This window comes from Rhizobium sp. 01T417 (assembly GCF_056398905.1).
Map to the genome: position 1 here is coordinate 183,490 of NZ_JBFTQH010000005.1, position 16,624 is coordinate 200,113.

Annotated in this window: 15 protein-coding genes; 8 read left to right on the forward strand and 7 right to left on the reverse strand. The window is 59.9% G+C overall.

What is annotated here, in order from left to right:
- Window positions 1-186 precede the first annotated feature (186 nt).
- Complete coding sequence (locus tag AC1DPR_RS07930; RefSeq protein ID WP_477816073.1) at window positions 187-900, forward strand: AAA family ATPase; 714 nt, start codon at window positions 187-189, stop codon at window positions 898-900.
- A 72-nt stretch (window positions 901-972) separates the two neighbouring features.
- Here AC1DPR_RS07930 and AC1DPR_RS07935 read toward each other — a convergent pair whose 3' ends face one another.
- Complete coding sequence (locus AC1DPR_RS07935; protein ID WP_026371936.1) at window positions 973-2,325, reverse strand: L,D-transpeptidase family protein; 1,353 nt, start codon at window positions 2,323-2,325, stop codon at window positions 973-975.
- 232 nt (window positions 2,326-2,557) lie between these two features.
- Here AC1DPR_RS07935 and AC1DPR_RS07940 point away from each other — a divergent pair, with 232 nt between their 5' ends.
- The 3 genes from AC1DPR_RS07940 (at window position 2,558) to AC1DPR_RS07950 (ending at window position 4,222) form a co-directional block, all read left to right on the forward strand.
- A complete protein-coding gene (locus tag AC1DPR_RS07940; protein WP_018858291.1) occupies window positions 2,558-3,397 on the forward strand; it encodes a DUF4432 family protein in 840 nt (279 codons plus the stop codon).
- A 69-nt stretch (window positions 3,398-3,466) separates the two neighbouring features.
- Window positions 3,467-3,805: a protein tyrosine phosphatase family protein gene (locus tag AC1DPR_RS07945; protein ID WP_018858292.1), complete on the forward strand. Its 339-nt coding sequence runs from the start codon at window positions 3,467-3,469 to the stop codon at window positions 3,803-3,805.
- A 72-nt stretch (window positions 3,806-3,877) separates the two neighbouring features.
- Complete coding sequence (locus tag AC1DPR_RS07950) at window positions 3,878-4,222, forward strand: RidA family protein (RefSeq protein ID WP_018858293.1); 345 nt, start codon at window positions 3,878-3,880, stop codon at window positions 4,220-4,222.
- A gap of 39 nt (window positions 4,223-4,261) precedes the next feature.
- On the opposite strand, the gene AC1DPR_RS07955 is transcribed toward AC1DPR_RS07950, so the two are convergent.
- Genes AC1DPR_RS07955 through AC1DPR_RS07970 form a run of 4 tightly spaced genes read right to left on the reverse strand, consistent with a single transcriptional unit; the run spans window position 4,262 to window position 9,040 of the window.
- Window positions 4,262-5,920: a thiamine pyrophosphate-binding protein gene (locus tag AC1DPR_RS07955; protein ID WP_018858294.1), complete on the reverse strand. Its 1,659-nt coding sequence runs from the start codon at window positions 5,918-5,920 to the stop codon at window positions 4,262-4,264.
- Window positions 5,917-7,119, reverse strand: coding sequence for a succinate--glutarate CoA-transferase (gene caiB, locus AC1DPR_RS07960; RefSeq protein ID WP_018858295.1), 1,203 nt, complete (start codon window positions 7,117-7,119; stop codon window positions 5,917-5,919). The genes AC1DPR_RS07955 and caiB overlap by 4 nt, the downstream gene beginning before the upstream one ends.
- An 18-nt stretch (window positions 7,120-7,137) precedes the next feature.
- Window positions 7,138-8,094: a DMT family transporter gene (locus tag AC1DPR_RS07965; protein ID WP_026371937.1), complete on the reverse strand. Its 957-nt coding sequence runs from the start codon at window positions 8,092-8,094 to the stop codon at window positions 7,138-7,140.
- A gap of 16 nt (window positions 8,095-8,110) precedes the next feature.
- On the reverse strand, window positions 8,111-9,040 hold the full coding sequence (locus AC1DPR_RS07970; protein ID WP_026371938.1) for an alpha/beta hydrolase: 930 nt from the start codon (window positions 9,038-9,040) through the stop codon (window positions 8,111-8,113).
- 158 nt (window positions 9,041-9,198) lie between these two features.
- Here AC1DPR_RS07970 and AC1DPR_RS07975 point away from each other — a divergent pair, with 158 nt between their 5' ends.
- The 4 genes from AC1DPR_RS07975 (at window position 9,199) to metF (ending at window position 13,885) form a co-directional block, all read left to right on the forward strand.
- A complete protein-coding gene (locus AC1DPR_RS07975; RefSeq protein ID WP_477816074.1) occupies window positions 9,199-9,933 on the forward strand; it encodes a ribonuclease T2 family protein in 735 nt (244 codons plus the stop codon).
- 209 nt (window positions 9,934-10,142) lie between these two features.
- Entirely contained in the window at window positions 10,143-11,792 is a 1,650-nt protein-coding gene (ettA, locus tag AC1DPR_RS07980) for an energy-dependent translational throttle protein EttA (RefSeq protein WP_018858299.1), read from the forward strand.
- A gap of 166 nt (window positions 11,793-11,958) precedes the next feature.
- On the forward strand, window positions 11,959-12,981 hold the full coding sequence (locus tag AC1DPR_RS07985; protein WP_026371939.1) for an ArsR/SmtB family transcription factor: 1,023 nt from the start codon (window positions 11,959-11,961) through the stop codon (window positions 12,979-12,981).
- A gap of 4 nt (window positions 12,982-12,985) precedes the next feature.
- Window positions 12,986-13,885, forward strand: a complete 900-nt coding sequence (gene metF, locus AC1DPR_RS07990; RefSeq protein WP_113471575.1) for a methylenetetrahydrofolate reductase [NAD(P)H] — start codon at window positions 12,986-12,988, stop codon at window positions 13,883-13,885.
- Between the two features lie 511 nt (window positions 13,886-14,396).
- Here metF and AC1DPR_RS07995 read toward each other — a convergent pair.
- Window positions 14,397-15,629: a lytic murein transglycosylase gene (locus AC1DPR_RS07995; RefSeq protein WP_018858302.1), complete on the reverse strand. Its 1,233-nt coding sequence runs from the start codon at window positions 15,627-15,629 to the stop codon at window positions 14,397-14,399.
- 83 nt (window positions 15,630-15,712) lie between these two features.
- Complete coding sequence (locus AC1DPR_RS08000) at window positions 15,713-16,510, reverse strand: glycoside hydrolase family 25 protein (protein ID WP_018858303.1); 798 nt, start codon at window positions 16,508-16,510, stop codon at window positions 15,713-15,715.
- Window positions 16,511-16,624: the final 114 nt, after the last annotated feature.

The window sequence follows — 16,624 nt, forward strand, 5'->3', positions numbered from 1 at the left end:
CTTTCCGGGCTTTTTTATTCGTGGCGTCGTGATTTCGAGGGGATGCAAGAAATGTCAGCCGCAATTTCAGGCGCCGTGTTTAGGAGTTGTTAACCATCATTGTAAAGGATGCGTTAACCGCACGATGTTTCGGAAAATGCGCGACAGGGCCATAGAGAGGCTCACTTTTCCCTTCGAGGACCGTCCATGCCAGTCATCACTTTCGCAAACACCAAGGGCGGCGCCGGCAAGACCACAGCCGTGCTTCTTCTCGCCACCGAGCTTGCCCAGAAGGGCTATCGGGTGACAATCCTTGACGCAGATCCGCAGCACTGGATCAYGAGATGGCATGAAGTATCCGGGCATGTGGCCAACATCTCGGTCATCGATTTCGTGACGTCGGCGTCGTTGCCGCTGCACATATCGGAAAACAAACACAATACGGACTACTTCATCGTCGATCTGCCCGGTGCGCGTAATCCGCTGCTTGCCACGGCAATCGGCCTCTCCGATCACGTGCTGGTCCCGATCCAGGGATGCGCCATGGACGCTCGGGGCGGCGCGCAGGTTCTCGAATTGCTGCAATATCTGGACGAGAAGGCCGGCATCCGTATTGGGCACTCGGTCGTGTTGACCCGTGTCAACTCGATGGTGACCACACGCGCGCTCTCCATCGTCAAGTCGCTGCTGAGCGAGCGCCAAGTGCCGGTGTTGGATACTGCAATCATCGAGCGGTCTGCCTTCCGAGACATCTTTGACTGTGGGGGCACACTGCATTCCCTCGATCCTGCCCGGGTAAGCAACCTCGACAAGGCGCGCGAGAACGCGCGCTGTTTCGCTGAAGAGATCATGGGCAAGGTCCCGGCAAAGCTCCCGGAGCCGGCGCGCAGCACTGGCCCGTTGATCCGCTCAGCCGCCTAGCGGAAACTGTCTGCTAAACAAAAAAAATGCGCCCTTTGCGGCGCATTTTTTTTGGTGGAATGGCAGGATCGATCAGTCGGTGAATTCGACTGTTACGCCCGGCTTGACCATCTTCGCCAGTTCGGTGGCGTCCCAGTTTGTCAGACGGATACAGCCATGGCTCTGGGTCCGACCGATCTTCGATGGTTCCGGCGTTCCGTGGATACCGTAAGTCGGCTTGGAGAGCGCCATCCAGACCGTGCCGACCGGGCCGTTCGGACCCGGTGGAATGTTCAGGATCTTGTCGTTGGCGCCCTGCTGGAAATTGATCTTCGGATTGTAGGTGTAGCCCGGATTGAAAGCTACGCGCTCGACGGTGACCGTACCCGAAGGCGAGGGCGTATCGGTCGAGCCAATCGAGGCCGGGTAGGCAGCAACCAAATTGCCCGCGTTGTCATAGGCAAAGACCTGCTTGCGGCCCTTGTCGGCAATGATTCGCGCGACCGATCCAGCTTTCACTTCGCCAGGATTGACAACCTTGATGACCGTGCCGGGAACCGTGAAGTCGATGCCCGGATTGATTTCCTTCAGGAAGCCTTCGTCCATATGGAAGCGCTCAGCGAGCATTTCCGTCGTCGAGGTGTAGCCGAGCGACGACATCGCGGCCTTGTGTGCGTAGTCCTCGGGGATCTCCGCGACATAGGGGCCAGCGGCATCCGCAGGCGTGATCGTGTAGCTCACCAGCGGCAGACCGCCGGTCATGCGAAGCTGCTCGAGGATGGCGTCCGTATTGTTCGGGTCGAGAGTCTCACCCGTCATCTGCTGGTAGGCATAGATCGCTTTGGTCACGTTCGCGCCCATGTGGCCATCGATCGCACCTGGGGACACGCCGGCGCGGTCGAGGAACACCTGAAGGGCGACGATCTCGGACTTCGACTTGTTCTTGAGCGTGATCACCGGCTCCTGAGGCGGCTTCGGCTGCGCCATCTCCGGCATTTGCTGGTCCGGCTCGATGGAAGCGTAGTTTTCGCCGCCTTGCGGGTAAGGCTGCTCGTCCAGGGGCTGTCGGTCGATCGCAGCGTCACGCGGGATCGAGCCGGTGACGGCGCCGCGTTCGGAATAGCGCGAATCGCCGTAGGGATCGTCGCCGTAGTAGGCGTCGTTATTGTAGGCATCACGCACGGGCGGGCGCGGGTAGTAACCGCGGGCGCGCATTTCGGTCGCAATCACATTGCCATAGGGATCGACCAGTACGCGGTTACCCCTGCGGTCGCGCGCGTAGGCGGCGCCGGATGGTACGTAGTCGAGGATATCGCCGTTCGGCGCCACGAAGACAATGTCGCCCTGGCGTCCGTTATAAAACTGCTGCGCATCGGCAGAAGGCGCGACAGCGATGGCGAGCACGGCAGCTGCGGCAGACAATCCCGATCTTACAAAGCGATTCACGTCTTCATATCCTTCAGTGACTTGGCCGACACACACCTGCGAATTTTGACGCTAGTGTGGAATTTATGAAATCGTACTGAACAAAAGATAAATATTTGGTGATTTCTCCTTTGCTCATAAACCTTTGGGGTGAACTGCCGGTTCCCTGAAGCGGCATAGCAGCCGCGATTGACGAATGCCGCTGCGAGACATATCGCTGCATCAGTCGCCAGAACCGGGAGGAAGTTGGACAATGATCGAGTTTGCCGCGGCAAGAGGGCCGAAGCTGATGCTGGACGAGACGTCGCAGATGGATATCGGCGGCTGTATCGTCAATGGTGTCGACATCGCTCCCAAGAAGGCGGTCCCCGATGACGGCGACGCGCGCATCTCGCATTCTGTCGAAGGCTTTCTCTTTACCTGCGGACCGGACCATATCCGTCACCGCGAGCCGATTCCGGGTCGCGCAGACGGCAAGGTCTATCCTTTGCATGGATCGGGCCCTGGTCATGCAGCCAGGATCCTCTGGACGAAATTCGAGAATGGGAATGCCGAGTGCCGGGCGGATATCGATATCGTAACGGTCGAAGGCTTGCCGGCTCGAATTGAACGCCATTGGTTCATCAACGGTCAGACAGGCGAGGTCAGTCTTAAAGACAAGGTCGTCAACACCAGCGACAAGGTCGTGCCGACTTTCCTGATGTACCATATGAATATTGGCGGCAAGTGGTTCGATGCCGGCACGCGCCTCGAAGGCAAGATGCTCGAGGGTGGCGGCTTCCCCTGGAATTTTGGTGAAGAGCCGGGTGGCATCTTCTGCGTTAAGGCGCCGGCAACGGACAGCGGTTTTGCCGAGGTGCGTCTTGGCCCGATAGCCGCGATCGGCGGCAAGGTCCTCCGAGTGCGGGTCCTTGCCGAGACGTTGCCGCACCTGCAGGTCTGGCGCAATCAGAAGGCACCTGCCGACGTCCTCGGCATCGAGCCGGTGTCGCATCGCTGGGTATCTCGCTCCGAGCTGGAAGCAGCGGGTGAGTTCATCATGCTGAAGCCCGGCGAGAGCCGAAATTATGCGCTCAGCTTTGCCTTCGTGTGAGTGATCTGCGGTTGACGCTTGGCATGGGGCGGCGTAGTCATTCAGCCCATGATTTCAGGAGGATTAGCGATGGACATTCGCCAAATCGACGACGAATATTCGGTTTCCGGACAGATTTCGGTCGAGGATCTCGATCAGATCAAGGCCATGGGCTTCAAATCGATCGTTTGTAATCGCCCGGACGGCGAAAGCCCGGATCAGACGCCTTATGCCCTGGTCGAAGCGCGCGCAAAGGAACTCGGCCTCGATATCGCACACGTGCCGGTCGGCCCGATGGGCGTCAACGAAGAGGCGATTGCCGGGATGGTCGACGCGCTTGATGAGTTCCCGCGTCCGATGCTCGGCTATTGCCGCTCCGGTGCCCGTTCGACCGCGATCTATCAGAAGACGCAGCACATCCGCGCATAACACAATCACTGACCCGAGTCCGACGCCGCTTCTTTCCAGCGGCGTCTTTCATTTCACCAATAGGAGACAATCATGAGCATTAAGCGCATCGACGTTGGCGCCCGCATGAGCGGCGCGGTCGTCCACGGCAACACGGTCTACCTCGCAGGTCAGGTCGGCGAAGGCGAAAGCGTCACCGAACAGTGCAAGTCGGCACTGGCTGAAGTCGATCGTCTGCTCGCTGCGGCCGGTTCGAACAAGTCGAAGATCCTGCAGACGCTGATCTATCTCTCCGACATGTCCTACTTTGCCGAAATGAACGCTGCCTGGGAAGCCTGGGTCGACCCGGCCAACACGCCGGCTCGCGCTACCAGCGAAGCCAAGCTTGCTGCACCGAAGTACAAGGTCGAGTTCACGGTTACCGCCGCCCTCGACTAAGTCGACGGTGTTGTAATCTCGAAGGCCGGTGGGTTTTACTCACCGGCTTTTTGTTTGGGCAATTTCCGAAAGGGTACGTGTCGGCGTAATTGCTTCCGGATCGAGCCTTACCTCGATGATCGAGGGCTTGCCGCTTGCCCGCGCGCGTTCGAAGGCGGCGGCGAAGCTTTCCGTCGTCTCGACGGTTTCCCCATGGCCGCCATAAGCACGCGCAAGTGAAGCAAAGTCCGGGTTGGTCAGGTCGGTGCCGCTGACGCGGCCGGGATATTCCCGCTCCTGATGCATGCGGATGGTGCCATAGATGCCGTTGTTGATGACGATCGCGATGATCGGCAGGCCATAGCGTACGGCAGTCGCAAACTCCTGGCCGTGCATCAGGAAGCAGCCGTCTCCGGCGAAGCAGATGACCTCGCGTTCGGGAAAGAGCTGCTTGGCCGCGACAGCGGCCGGCAGGCCGTAGCCCATGGAACCTGATGTCGGGGCTGCCTGGGTGTTGAACTGGCGGAAGCGATGGAAACGATGGAGCCAGGTGGAATAGTTTCCCGCGCCGTTGGTGAAGATCGCATCGGGGCGTGTGTTTTCTTCGATCCACTCCATGATCGGTCCCATGTGGACCGGTCCCGGGCCGCTCTGCGGCGGTGTCGACCAGGTGATGTAGGCTTGGTGCATCCGTTCAGTGCGCTCCGCCCATCTGAGTTCGCTTGGCGCCTCGAGATCAGCAAGATCCGCCACGAAGTCACTCGGGCTCGCGCAGATTGCCAGGTCGGGGCGATAGACACGGCCGAGTTCTGAAGGATCGGGATGAATGTGGACGAGCGATTGCTGTGGGTAGGGGATGTCGATCAGCGTATAGCCGGAGGAGGGCATTTCCGACATCCGGCCGCCGAGCAGGATCAGCAGGTCGCTCTCCTTGATTTCCTTCGCCAGCGCAGGGTTGACGCCGATGCCAACATCCCCGGCATAGTTCGGGTGTAGGTGATCAAACAGCATCTGCCGGCGGAAGGAGCATCCGACGGGGAGCGCGAAGCGTTCCGAGAAGGCTTTCAGGTCGGCGACCGCATCCGCATCCCAGCGCGTGCCGCCGACGATGACCATCGGTCGCTCCGCCTTCAGCAGGCGAAGATAGAAGTCGTCAATCTGGCGGCGGCCGGGATGGGCTTCGACGCGCGAATAGCGTTTTGCGCGGGGCGCCTCCACCTCGTCTCGCAGCATGTCCTCAGGCAGTGACAACACAACAGGGCCGGGACGACCGGATGTTGCGATCGCAAAGGCGCGGGTGACGAACTCCGGAATGCGAGCCGCGTCGTCGATCTCGCCGACCCATTTGCTGAATTCGGTGAGGGCGCGGCGATACTCAACCTCCTGGAAAGCCTCCCGCTCGCGGGCATCGCGCTGGACCTGCCCGATGAAGAGGATCATCGGGATGGAATCCTGCCTGGCAATGTGCAAACCCGCCGTTGCATTGGTGGAGCCCGGGCCGCGGGTGACCATGCAGATGCCGGGCTCGCCGGTGAGCCTGCCCCAGGCATCCGCCATCATGGCCGCGCCGCCTTCCTGTCGGCAGACCACCACGTCGATGTCGCTGTCATAAAGCGCATCGAGGACGGCAAGGAAACTCTCGCCGGGTACGCAGGAGAGGCGTTTCACCCCATTTGCTTTCAGGGCCTCGACGATCAGTTCCCCGCCGGTCTTCTTCATGATGCTCTTTTCCCCTCCAGTTCGGCGAGTTCCGCCAGAACTTCCTCCTGATGCTCTCCCAGCCTCGGGCTCGGCCGCTCGTAGCGCAAAGGCGTTTGCGACAGCACGACCGGCGTCCTCACACCGGGAATGACGGTACCCTTTGCGTCGGCGAGATCTACCCGCAACCCACGCGCCTGGATTTGCGGATCCTCAAACATTTCTTCGATTGTATTGATCGCACCGGCCGGAACCGCATCCGCCTCACAGGCTTTCAACAGGTCGGCTTTCTGCCATTTCAGCGTTTCGGTGGAAACCAGCTTGCGTACCTCGTCGCGGTTCGCGACTCGCGCCTTGTTCGTGGAATAGCGTGCATCGTCGGCAATGCCCTGGAGGCCGAGGATCGCGCAGAGGCGGCGGAACTGGCCGTCATTGCCCACTGCGAGGATCAGATAGCCATCGGCGGCGGGGACGACTTCATAGGGCGAGATATTCGGATGCGCGTTCCCAAGCCGGGTCGGGGCTCGGCCAGAAACGAGATAATTCATGTTTTGGTTGGCGAGCACGGCGGATTGTACGTCGAGTAGCGCCATATCGACCAGCTGACCTTCGCCGGTCTTCTGCGCGTGGATGAGGGCGGCCTCGATGGCTGCGACGGCATAAATACCGGTAAAGACGTCGGCGATCGCGACGCCCGCTTTCATCGGCTGTCCGTCCGGCTCGCCGGTGATCGACATGAAGCCGGACATGCCCTGAACGATATAGTCGTAACCTGCCAGGCTGGCATAGGGACCGTTCTGGCCGAAGCCGGTGATCGAGCAATAGACAAGCTTCGGATTGATCTTTTTCAGGCTCTCATAATCGAGACCGTATTTCACAAGGCCGCCGAGCTTGAAGTTCTCGATGACGACGTCGGCCGTGGCGATAAGGCGGCGGACGAGGGCCTGATCCTCTTCGCGCTTCAGGTCGGCGGTGATCGAACGCTTGCCGCGGTTGGCAGCGTGGTAATAGGCCGCAGAGAGGTTTTCGCCGTCGGCACCTTCGACAAAGGGGGGCCCCCAATGCCGCGTGTCGTCGCCTCCATCGGGGTTTTCGACCTTAATCACGTCGGCACCGAGATCGGCCAGCATCTGGCCCGCCCATGGCCCGGCAAGCACTCGCGCAAGCTCGATGACGCGTATGCCTGATAGCGGCGGTTTTTGGAGCTGATTGTCTGTCATGTTCCTCCCACGATCAGATCAGGGCGCCAGGGCCGATTGAGGTGTATCGGATACGGGCTTCGATGCAAAGCGGCGCTCGCGCCAGATGATGTACAAGCCCGATGCGATAATGATCAGGATACCGACCCACTTGAGCGCATCCGGAAAGTCATCGAATACGAGCCAGGCGAAAAAGGTCGCCGACACGATCTCGAAATACTGCAGTGGTGCCAAAATGGAGGCAGGTGCTGCACGATAGGCATAGACGCCGAAGATGCCGGCAATGGCCGCCGTGACACCGACGCCGACCAGATAGAAGTAGCCCCGGCCATCCGGCATCACCGCGTCGAAGATGTCGGAACCTGTGCCGCTGCCAAAGGCAAGCAGGATCGCGCAGAACAGCAGACCCCAGATGCCCATCTGAAGCTGCATCGCCCACGGATCTTCTCGGTGCGAAAGCACGCGGGTCATCAAGGCGAAGATGGCGATGCAGAAAGCGCTGACGACGGGCAGAAGCGCGACGTAGCCGACCTCTTGAAAGCTCGGCTGGATAATCAGCATCGCGCCGAAGAAGCCGACGCCGCAGGCAATGTAGCGGCGCCAGCCGATCGTCTCCTTGAGGAAGATACTGCTCAGGATCGTCAATATGATCGGCTCGACGAAGAAAATCGCGATGGCGTCAGCAACCGGCATGAACTTCAGCGTCGTAACAAAGGAGACCATGGAAATGGTAATGATGGCGCCTCGGATGGCGTGAAAGATATTGGCTCGCCAGGAGAAGGTCTTCCAGCTTCCTCGCCAGACAACGATCGGTAACATGCAGAGAGCCTGCACCACAAAGCGGGCGGCGGTGATTTCCGCTGCAGGAATCGTAGCGATCGCGAGCTTGGAAAAGATGTCGATGATCGGGGACACCAGCACCGACAGGAACATCAGGAGAATGCCGGTCGAAACCTCCGAAGCGGAGGCAGAACGGGACGAAATGCCATTGCTCATCGCGAAACCCTTCAGTTCAGGATCTTGCGATCGCTTCGTCGCACCAGTCGGCGAATGCGGCGATGGCCGCGTCCGCTCCAATTTCATTCAGCGTTTCGTGGCGCATGTCCTGATATATCTGTGTCCTGATACGGGAGAAGCCGTGAGCTTTCAAATGCTTTGACAGCCAGATCACCGCTTTTCCGTTATCTGTTGCCGGATCCTGTCCGCCACCGACAAGGTGGATCGGCGTGTGCTTCGGCAGCCGGTCCAGTTGCGCCTCTTGTGGTGCGCGAAACGTCATCTCGAAAATATCGAGCCAGAGCGACACGGAAGCATCGAAGCCACACAGAGGGTCAGCAATGTATTTGTCGACCTCAACAGGATCGCGGCTTAGCCAGTCGAACTCGGTTCGACGGTTGGCAATGGACTTCCCCCAGGTGCCGAAGGTGAGCTTCGGTAGGATGCCGCTTGGAACATCGGAGCCCTTAAGGGCTCGTTCTGCCAACAGGACCGCCTGGGCGGCCCGTCCCGATAGGCCCGGGTTGAAATTCGAATTCCAGACGGCAATGGCGTCATATTTCTCCGGATAGGTGATCGCCGCGTTGAGCGCGATGAGCCCGCCCATCGAGTGCCCGAAGAGGATGACGGGGAGGCCGGGATATTGCTTTACGGCAAGCTCGCGGACAGAGCCGACATCGTCGATAACCTGTCGCATGCCGTTGCGGCGGGAAAAACGCCCGATTGGCGCATCCGGGCCAGTCGTTTCGCCGTGCCCACGGTGATCGAAGGCGAACACATGGTAGCCGCGGGCTGCCATCGCTGCCGCAAAACGGGAGTAACGTCTGGAATGCTCGGCCAGCCCATGAGACACAAGGAGAATTCCGCGTGCCTCGGATTGCGCCGGCTCATGATGAAAGGCGAGTGAAGCGTCCGCCGTTTCAAGGCGTTGCGTTTCTGCGAACATCATATCCTCCCGTTGCCGGGAGAAGACCAGATCGGCCGTGAAAAGCAACACGCCCAGATATTTATGCCAAGGGATTTTTCGTACCCTACGGATTGAGGGTTGTGAAAACAAACGCGGCGTGATTTCCTGTTCATGAATTGTTCTTTGTGGGGGTGAGAATGAGCAATCCATTTCTGCGCATGGCTGTAGTCTTGATAGGAATTGCGGCCGCTGGCGTTGCGGGAGCCCAGGACGGCGGCGGAAGGACGCGCTTCATTCTGGCGGCCAGCTGGCAACCCGCGTTCTGTGAAACCAACCAGCGCAAGCCGGAATGCCGCAGCCAGACCAGGGAGAGGTTTGACGCGACCAATTTTTCGCTGCACGGGCTCTGGCCGATGCGGAAGGACTATTGCGACGTCTCTGGTACCCTGCGGAGCGCCGACAAGGACGGCGAGTGGGGGAGGCTGCCTGAGGTAGAGCTTTCGGCGGAGACCAAGACAGCCCTCGATAAGGCGATGCCCGGTACGCAATCCGGCCTGGAGCGGCATGAGTGGACCAAGCACGGCACCTGCACGAAGATGAGCGCCGACGACTATTTCAGCGCGTCGGTTCGGTTGATCAACGAGCTGAACGCCTCGGCAGTCCGCGATCTGTTCGCGACCAATATCGGCAAGCCACTGACGGCGGAGGCGATCAAGGCGGCTTTCGACAAGAGCTTCGGCCCCGGTGCCGGCGATCGCGTCAAGATGAGCTGCCGACGGGCCAGCAGAGGCCGCGTTATCAGCGAACTTACTATCGGGCTGTCGGAGGGCGCGACATCGAACGAGCAAGCAAGCCTTCGTGACCTTATCCAGGGGGCAGGGCGGACGTCGTTCGGCTGCAATGAGGGCGTCGTGGACGCTGCAGGGTTCTGAGACTGCCTCTCATCGAAAACGAGCCTTCGTCCGTCCACGCGCCGCGACTAGCTGCGCCTTGATCATGCGACGCTACGGTAGAGGAGCGTGCCGAGTTCGGCTATGAATGCTGCAAAAGCCTCTGGTTTTTGGCCGCCGCGCGTTGCTCCTTGGCCCCAATTCGCCTAAATAGCGGCAAAACTCAAATTCCCGCGCGGAGCGAATTATCTATGGCACGTCAGTTCATCTACCATATGGCCGGCCTCAACAAGGCGTACGGCAACAAGAAGGTGTTGGAAAATATCCACCTTTCTTTCTATCCGGATGCCAAGATCGGTATCCTCGGCCCGAACGGTGCTGGTAAGTCGACCGTTCTGCGCATCATGGCAGGCCTCGACAAGGAATATACCGGCGAGGCGTGGCTCGCCGAAGGCGCTACCCTTGGCTACCTCGCGCAGGAGCCGCAACTCGATGCGTCGAAGACGGTCCTTGAGAACGTCATGGAAGGCGTTGCGCCGAAGAAGGCGATCCTCGATCGCTACAACGAGTTGATGATGAACTATTCCGACGAGACCGCGGAAGAGGGCGCCAAGCTCCAGGACGTCATTGACAGCCAGAATCTCTGGGACCTTGAAAGCCAGGTCGAAATGGCCATGGACGCGCTGCGCTGCCCGCCAGGCGACTCTTCGGTCGAGAAGCTCTCCGGCGGCGAAAAGCGCCGCGTGGCGCTCTGCCGCCTGTTGTTGGCGCAGCCCGACCTGCTGCTGCTCGACGAACCAACCAACCACCTCGACGCCGAGACGATTGCCTGGCTTGAAAAACATTTGCGCCAATACCCCGGCTCGGTCCTGATGATCACCCACGATCGCTACTTCCTCGACAACGTCACGGGCTGGATCCTCGAACTCGACCGTGGTCGCGGTATCCCCTACGAGGGCAACTACTCCGCCTATCTTCAATCGAAGGCCAAGCGCATGCAGCAGGAGGGCCGCGAAGAGGCCTCCCGCCAGAAGGCGATCAGCCGCGAGCAGGAATGGATGGCCGCCAGCCCGAAGGCCCGCCAGGCAAAGTCCAAGGCGCGTATCCGTGCCTATGACGAGTTGGTCGCGGCGGCAGAGGCCCGTCGCCCCGGCGATGCGCAGATCGTCATCCCGGTCGGCGAGCGCCTTGGCCAGGTGGTCATCGAAGCCGAGAACCTCACCAAGGGCTACGGCGATACCGTGCTCATCGAGAACCTCACCTTCAAGCTGCCGCCCGGCGGTATCGTCGGCGTCATCGGTCCGAACGGCGCCGGCAAGACGACGCTGTTCCGTATGATCACGGACCAGGAAAAGCCCGATAGCGGCGAGATCCGTATCGGCGAGACCGTTGATCTCGGCTATGTCGACCAGAGCCGCGACGCACTCGACGGCAACAAGACGGTCTGGGAGGAAATCTCCGGCGGCAACGACATCATCAAGCTCGGCAAGCATGAAGTGAACAGCCGTGCCTATTGCGGCGCCTTCAACTTCAAGGGCGGCGACCAGCAGCAGAAGGTCGGCACGCTTTCCGGCGGTCAGCGCAACCGCGTTCACCTTGCCAAGATGCTGAAGGCCGGCGGCAACGTCATCCTGCTCGACGAACCGACCAACGACCTCGATACGGAAACGTTGGCAGCACTCGAGGATGCGCTCGAAAACTTCGCCGGTTGCGCCGTCATCATCAGCCACGATCGCATGTTCCTCGACCGTCTGGCGACGCACATCCTCGCCTTTGAAGGCGACAGCCATGTCGAGTGGTTCGAAGGCAATTTCGAAGACTACGAAAAGGACAAGATGCGCCGTCTCGGTGTCGATTCGATCAATCCGCATCGGGTGACTTACAAGCGCCTGACGCGCTGATCACCCAATATCGCGTTGGAGACCTGGAAGCCCCGGTTCGCCGGGGCTTTTTTGCGCGCGTCGATGTCGTGATCCGAGCAGCTAATTTCGTGAACGGAGGGAATTGCGGCTTGCCACGCCCAATCGTTTCACATAAAGATATCTTTATATGTTGATTGGATCGAGTATGGGTGAGCCTATCAGACTTGGATTGGATGCATTGGTGGACGTCCTCAGGGCGGCCGGCGAGCCGACGCGTCTTCGCCTGCTGGCGCTCCTTGCAGCAGGGGACCTGACGGTCACCGATCTTACAGAAATCCTTGGCCAATCCCAACCACGCATCTCTCGCCACCTCAAGCTGCTTGGCGAAGCGGACCTCATCGACCGTTACCAGGAGGGCGCTTGGGCCTATTTCCGGCTTCGGCAGGATGGCAAGGCGGCCACGTTCGTGCGTAGCCTGCTGGCTCATGCCTCCGAGAACGATGCTGTGATCCTGCGTGACAGCGAACGGTTGGCGGCGGTCAAGCGCCAGCGGGCCGAGCGGGCACAGGCCTATTTCAGCCGCAATGCCGCCGAGTGGGACGAACTTCGCCGTCTGCATGCCGCTGACGAAGAGGTCGATGCCGCGGTCATTCGGCTGCTCGGCAGCCAGCCCATAGACTCCCTTCTCGACCTCGGCACCGGAACGGGTCGCATCCTCGAGCTTCTATCTGGCCTCTATCGCCGGGCGATCGGCGTCGACGCCAGCCGCGACATGCTGAGCGTGGCGCGCGCCAACCTCGACAAGTCAGGGATTACCAAGGCATCCGTCCGACACGCCGATATCCTGAACCTGCCGTTCGAGGCGCAGGATTTCGACGTGGTGACGATCCACCAGGTACTGCATTTCTTCGACCAGCCCGAGATCGCGATCGGCGAGGCAGCGCGCATGCTGCGGCCAGGCGGGCGGTTGGTCATCATCGATCTTGCCCCGCATGGGCTGGAGTATCTTCGCGACGAGCATGCGCATGTTCGCCTCGGCTTTTCGCATCAGTCGATGTCCGACTGGCTGCGCAAGGCTGGGCTGGATGTCGAGCAGGTCGTCGATCTTCATCCGGGTCATGAAAGCGGGCAGGGGCTCACCGTCACTGTCTGGCTTGCGCGCGACCCCCGGCGCCTTATGGCCTCCGCAGCGAGCGAAGGCGCCGAACCCATACTTGCCGGGAGATAATCATATGGCTTTGAACAGCGACGCGCGCCGCAAAATCGGCATTTCCTTCGAGTTCTTTCCGCCTAAGTCGGAAGAGATGGAAGGTCAGCTGTGGAATACGGTCACCGATCTGCAGGACTGGAATCCCGACTTCGTATCGGTGACCTATGGCGCCGGTGGCACCACCAAGGCGCCTACACTGGCGACTGTCTCACGGTTCCTTTCCGAAACCCCGCTCGCCACGGCGTCGCATCTCACCTGCGTCGGCGCGACGAAGGACGAAACGCATAGCGTCATCGACAGCTTCCGCAAGGTTGGCGTGAAGCATTTCGTGGCGCTGCGTGGCGATGCTCCGGGCGGCGTTGGCGCGCCCTATCAGCCGCATCCCGGCGGCTATGCGAATGCGGCGGCATTGGTTGCCGGTCTGCGTGAGATCGGCGATTTCGAGATTTCGGTGTCGGCCTACCCGGAAAAGCATCCGGAAAGCCGCGATACCACCGCCGACATCGAGATGCTGAAGCAGAAGGCGGATAACGGCGCGACCCGCGCGCTGACGCAGTTCTTCTTCGATAACGACAATTTCGAGCGCTACCTGGAAAAGGTGCGGGTTGCGGGCATCAAGATCCCGGTTGTGCCGGGCATCATGCCGATCCAGAACCTGACGCAGCTGAAGCGCTTCGCCGGTGCCTGCGGCACGGTCATCCCTGCATTTCTCGATGAACGCTTTGCAGGCTACGACGACAAGCCGGAAGAAAGAGCCAAGGTTGCCGCTGAGGTTGCCGCCGAACAGATCGAGGATCTGGCTCGCCGCGGGCTCACCGATTTCCACCTTTACACGATGAACCGGGCGCCGCTCGTTTCGGCCGTGCTGACCAATCTCGGCTTCACACGGGAAGGCGCCAGGAAGGCTGGCGCTGCCGCGTAGGCTGCTCCGTCAGTGACGACAAAAAGAAAAGCGCATCTCCTCGTGGGATGCGCTTTTCTGATTCATTGAACTGTTTCGCTACTCAGGAGTCTCGGTACTGTTCGCTTGCCTCGGCGTTCAGATGAAAAGCATTGTCAATACAAATGCAAACGCCGCGCTGACCAAAAGGACATTCAAGGATTGTGTAAGTCCCATGTCTGTCTCCTCGCGTTAACAGTTGCGATAATATGTCGTGATTGTGTCGCTTGGAAAGCGGATTTTATATTGCGCTGCGGCGAAAATGTCACATTGCGGCCGTGATGCTTTCTTTAATTTGTTGAAATCGCAAGATAAATCTCCGTGGAAAAATATTCACAGATTTTAACCGGCCGTTAAGGTCGGCGATCCAGCCTTCACACTTGCGGCAAGATGAAGGCTTTGCCTGAAGCGCCTGAAACCATGGAACAATCCCCGAAAATGAAAAGGCCGGGTGCGAAACCCGGCCTTAAAGTGCTCGCTTGAGGAAACGTGATCAGAGCGAGTTGAGGAGCGTCGGCGTTGCCCAGCCATCGGCGGGAATACCGAGACGCTGCTGCTCCTTCTGGATGGCGACGCGCGTGCCTGAACCAAGGATGCCGTCGACCTTGCCGACGTCGTGACCGAGCGTTCCGAGCTTGGTCTGCAGTTCCTTCATCTGGTCGTTGGAAAGTCCCTGTTCGGGCGTGCCCTTGAGATAGGTCTCAGCGCCGGCAAGGCGTGTCGCGAAATAGGCGGCCGAGGTCGTGTAGATGAACGACTTGTTCCATTCGAGATAGATCTGGAAATTCGGATAGGCAATGAAGGTCGGGCCAAGGCGACCCTGCGGCAGTATCAGGTCGCCATGCAGGTTGCCGAAGCTCGTGTTGCCATCGCGCGGCTTGACGCCAAGGGCGAACCACTCACCGGCCGTCAGTGGGCCACCGATACCGGATTTCTCCCAGGGGAGGTTCTCGGGAAGCGTGACTTCCTGGATCCACGGCTGGCCCTTCTGGAAGCCGAGATGCTGGATGAACTTGGCCGCAGTCAGAATGGCGTCGGGGCCGCTCTGCTTGAGGCGGACGTGACCATCGCCGTCGCCGTCCATGCCATAGGCGACTATGTCACGAGGCAGCATCTGGACCTGGCCGATCTCGCCGGCCCAGGCACCGGTGTTGGTTGCCGGGTCGAGGTCGCCATGCTGAACCATTTCGATGAGGGCGATCAGCTGCGGACGGAAAAGCTCCGGACGGCGGCAGTCGTGAGCCAGGGTCACGAGGGCGTTGCGGGTGTTGAAGTCGCCCTGTACGGCGCCGAAGTCGGTTTCCATCGCCCAGAAGGCGGTGATAACCCCTGCGGGTACACCAAATTCCTGCTCAGCACGGGCGAAGACATCTGCGTATTGCTTCATCTTCTGGCGGCCAATGTCGAGCCGGCCCTGGCTGACAGTGCGTTGCGAGAATTCCAGGAAAGTCTGCTTGAACACGCCCTGAGCGCGGTCGCGGCTCAAGACCTTCTGGTCGATCTGTGCGCCTTCCAGAGCCTTGTCAGCAGCTTCGGCCGATGCGCCCGCTGCGATGGCGTCGGCCTTTACGCCGGCCAAGAATTCGCTGAGGTCGCCGTCACATGCTACCGCCGGTGTCTGCGAAGCCGGGGCACTCGGTGCCGGCGTCTGCGCGGCTGCGCCGGTCGCCAGACCGGCAGCGAAAAGGAGTGCAAGTGCCGTGCGGCTTGCGGGCGAGACGTACATAGTTTCGATCCTCGTCATAAAATGGAATTTCCGTCGATTTCCCAAATGATTGTGACGGAAGCAAGAAAGACGAGGCGACGTTACTAAGAATTTGTGTCCTTTGATACAGCCGCTACCCAGTTGTGCCAATTCTGGGTCGATCCGGCAAAGACATTGATGTCCGTTGGACCCTTGATACCGGGGATGACGCCCGTCGACGTGTATTGCCAGAAGGCCCAACGGCGGTCGGCATAGGTGACTTCGGGATGCTTGGCGGTGGAGCGGACCCAGAAGTGGTAATTCTGGAAGTAGCCGACGAGATTGTCGCGGTGGAAGTCTACCGAGGTATAGATGATCGGCCGCTTGCCGTAATGGGCCTCGAGGCGATCCATGAAGCGCTGAAGCTGGGCGCGGACCGTCGCCGGATCGGGGCGATAGCGGCATGTCTTCGATTCCGCATTCCATTCGGCGTCGAGGACCGGCGGCAGGCGCATGGATTCCTTGGGCACGTTACGGATAAACCAGTCAGCCTGCTCATCGGGCGTCGAGCAGAAATAGTAGAAATGATAGGGAGCGTGCGGAATGCCGACGGCGCGGGCGCGCTGCCAGTATTCGTTGAAGCGCGGATCGATGCGGTCCTTGCCTTCGGTCGCCTTGATGAAGGCGAAAGCAACGCCGGAACCCTTGACCGTCTGCCAGTCGATATTGCCCTGCCACTTCGACACGTCGATACCGTGGATCGGCTGCTGCTCAGGATGCTTTGATCCGAAGTCCTGGGGATCGGTGTCCTTGAAGCGCGTCTTTGGCTTCACGGACGCTGTTTCGAGAAAATCATAGCCCGATGACGTGCATCCGGCGAGCATGACAGCCAACGGCAAAACGCAAAACAGAAGCCGGCGCATAGATGTTCCGTCGCGAAACGAATGGATTTTTTGCCCCACAGCTCGACCCCGTTAAAGACGCGTCCAGCAGAGGAATGTCCCCTCTATTTTCCATATCAACGTAAAAAAACGGTT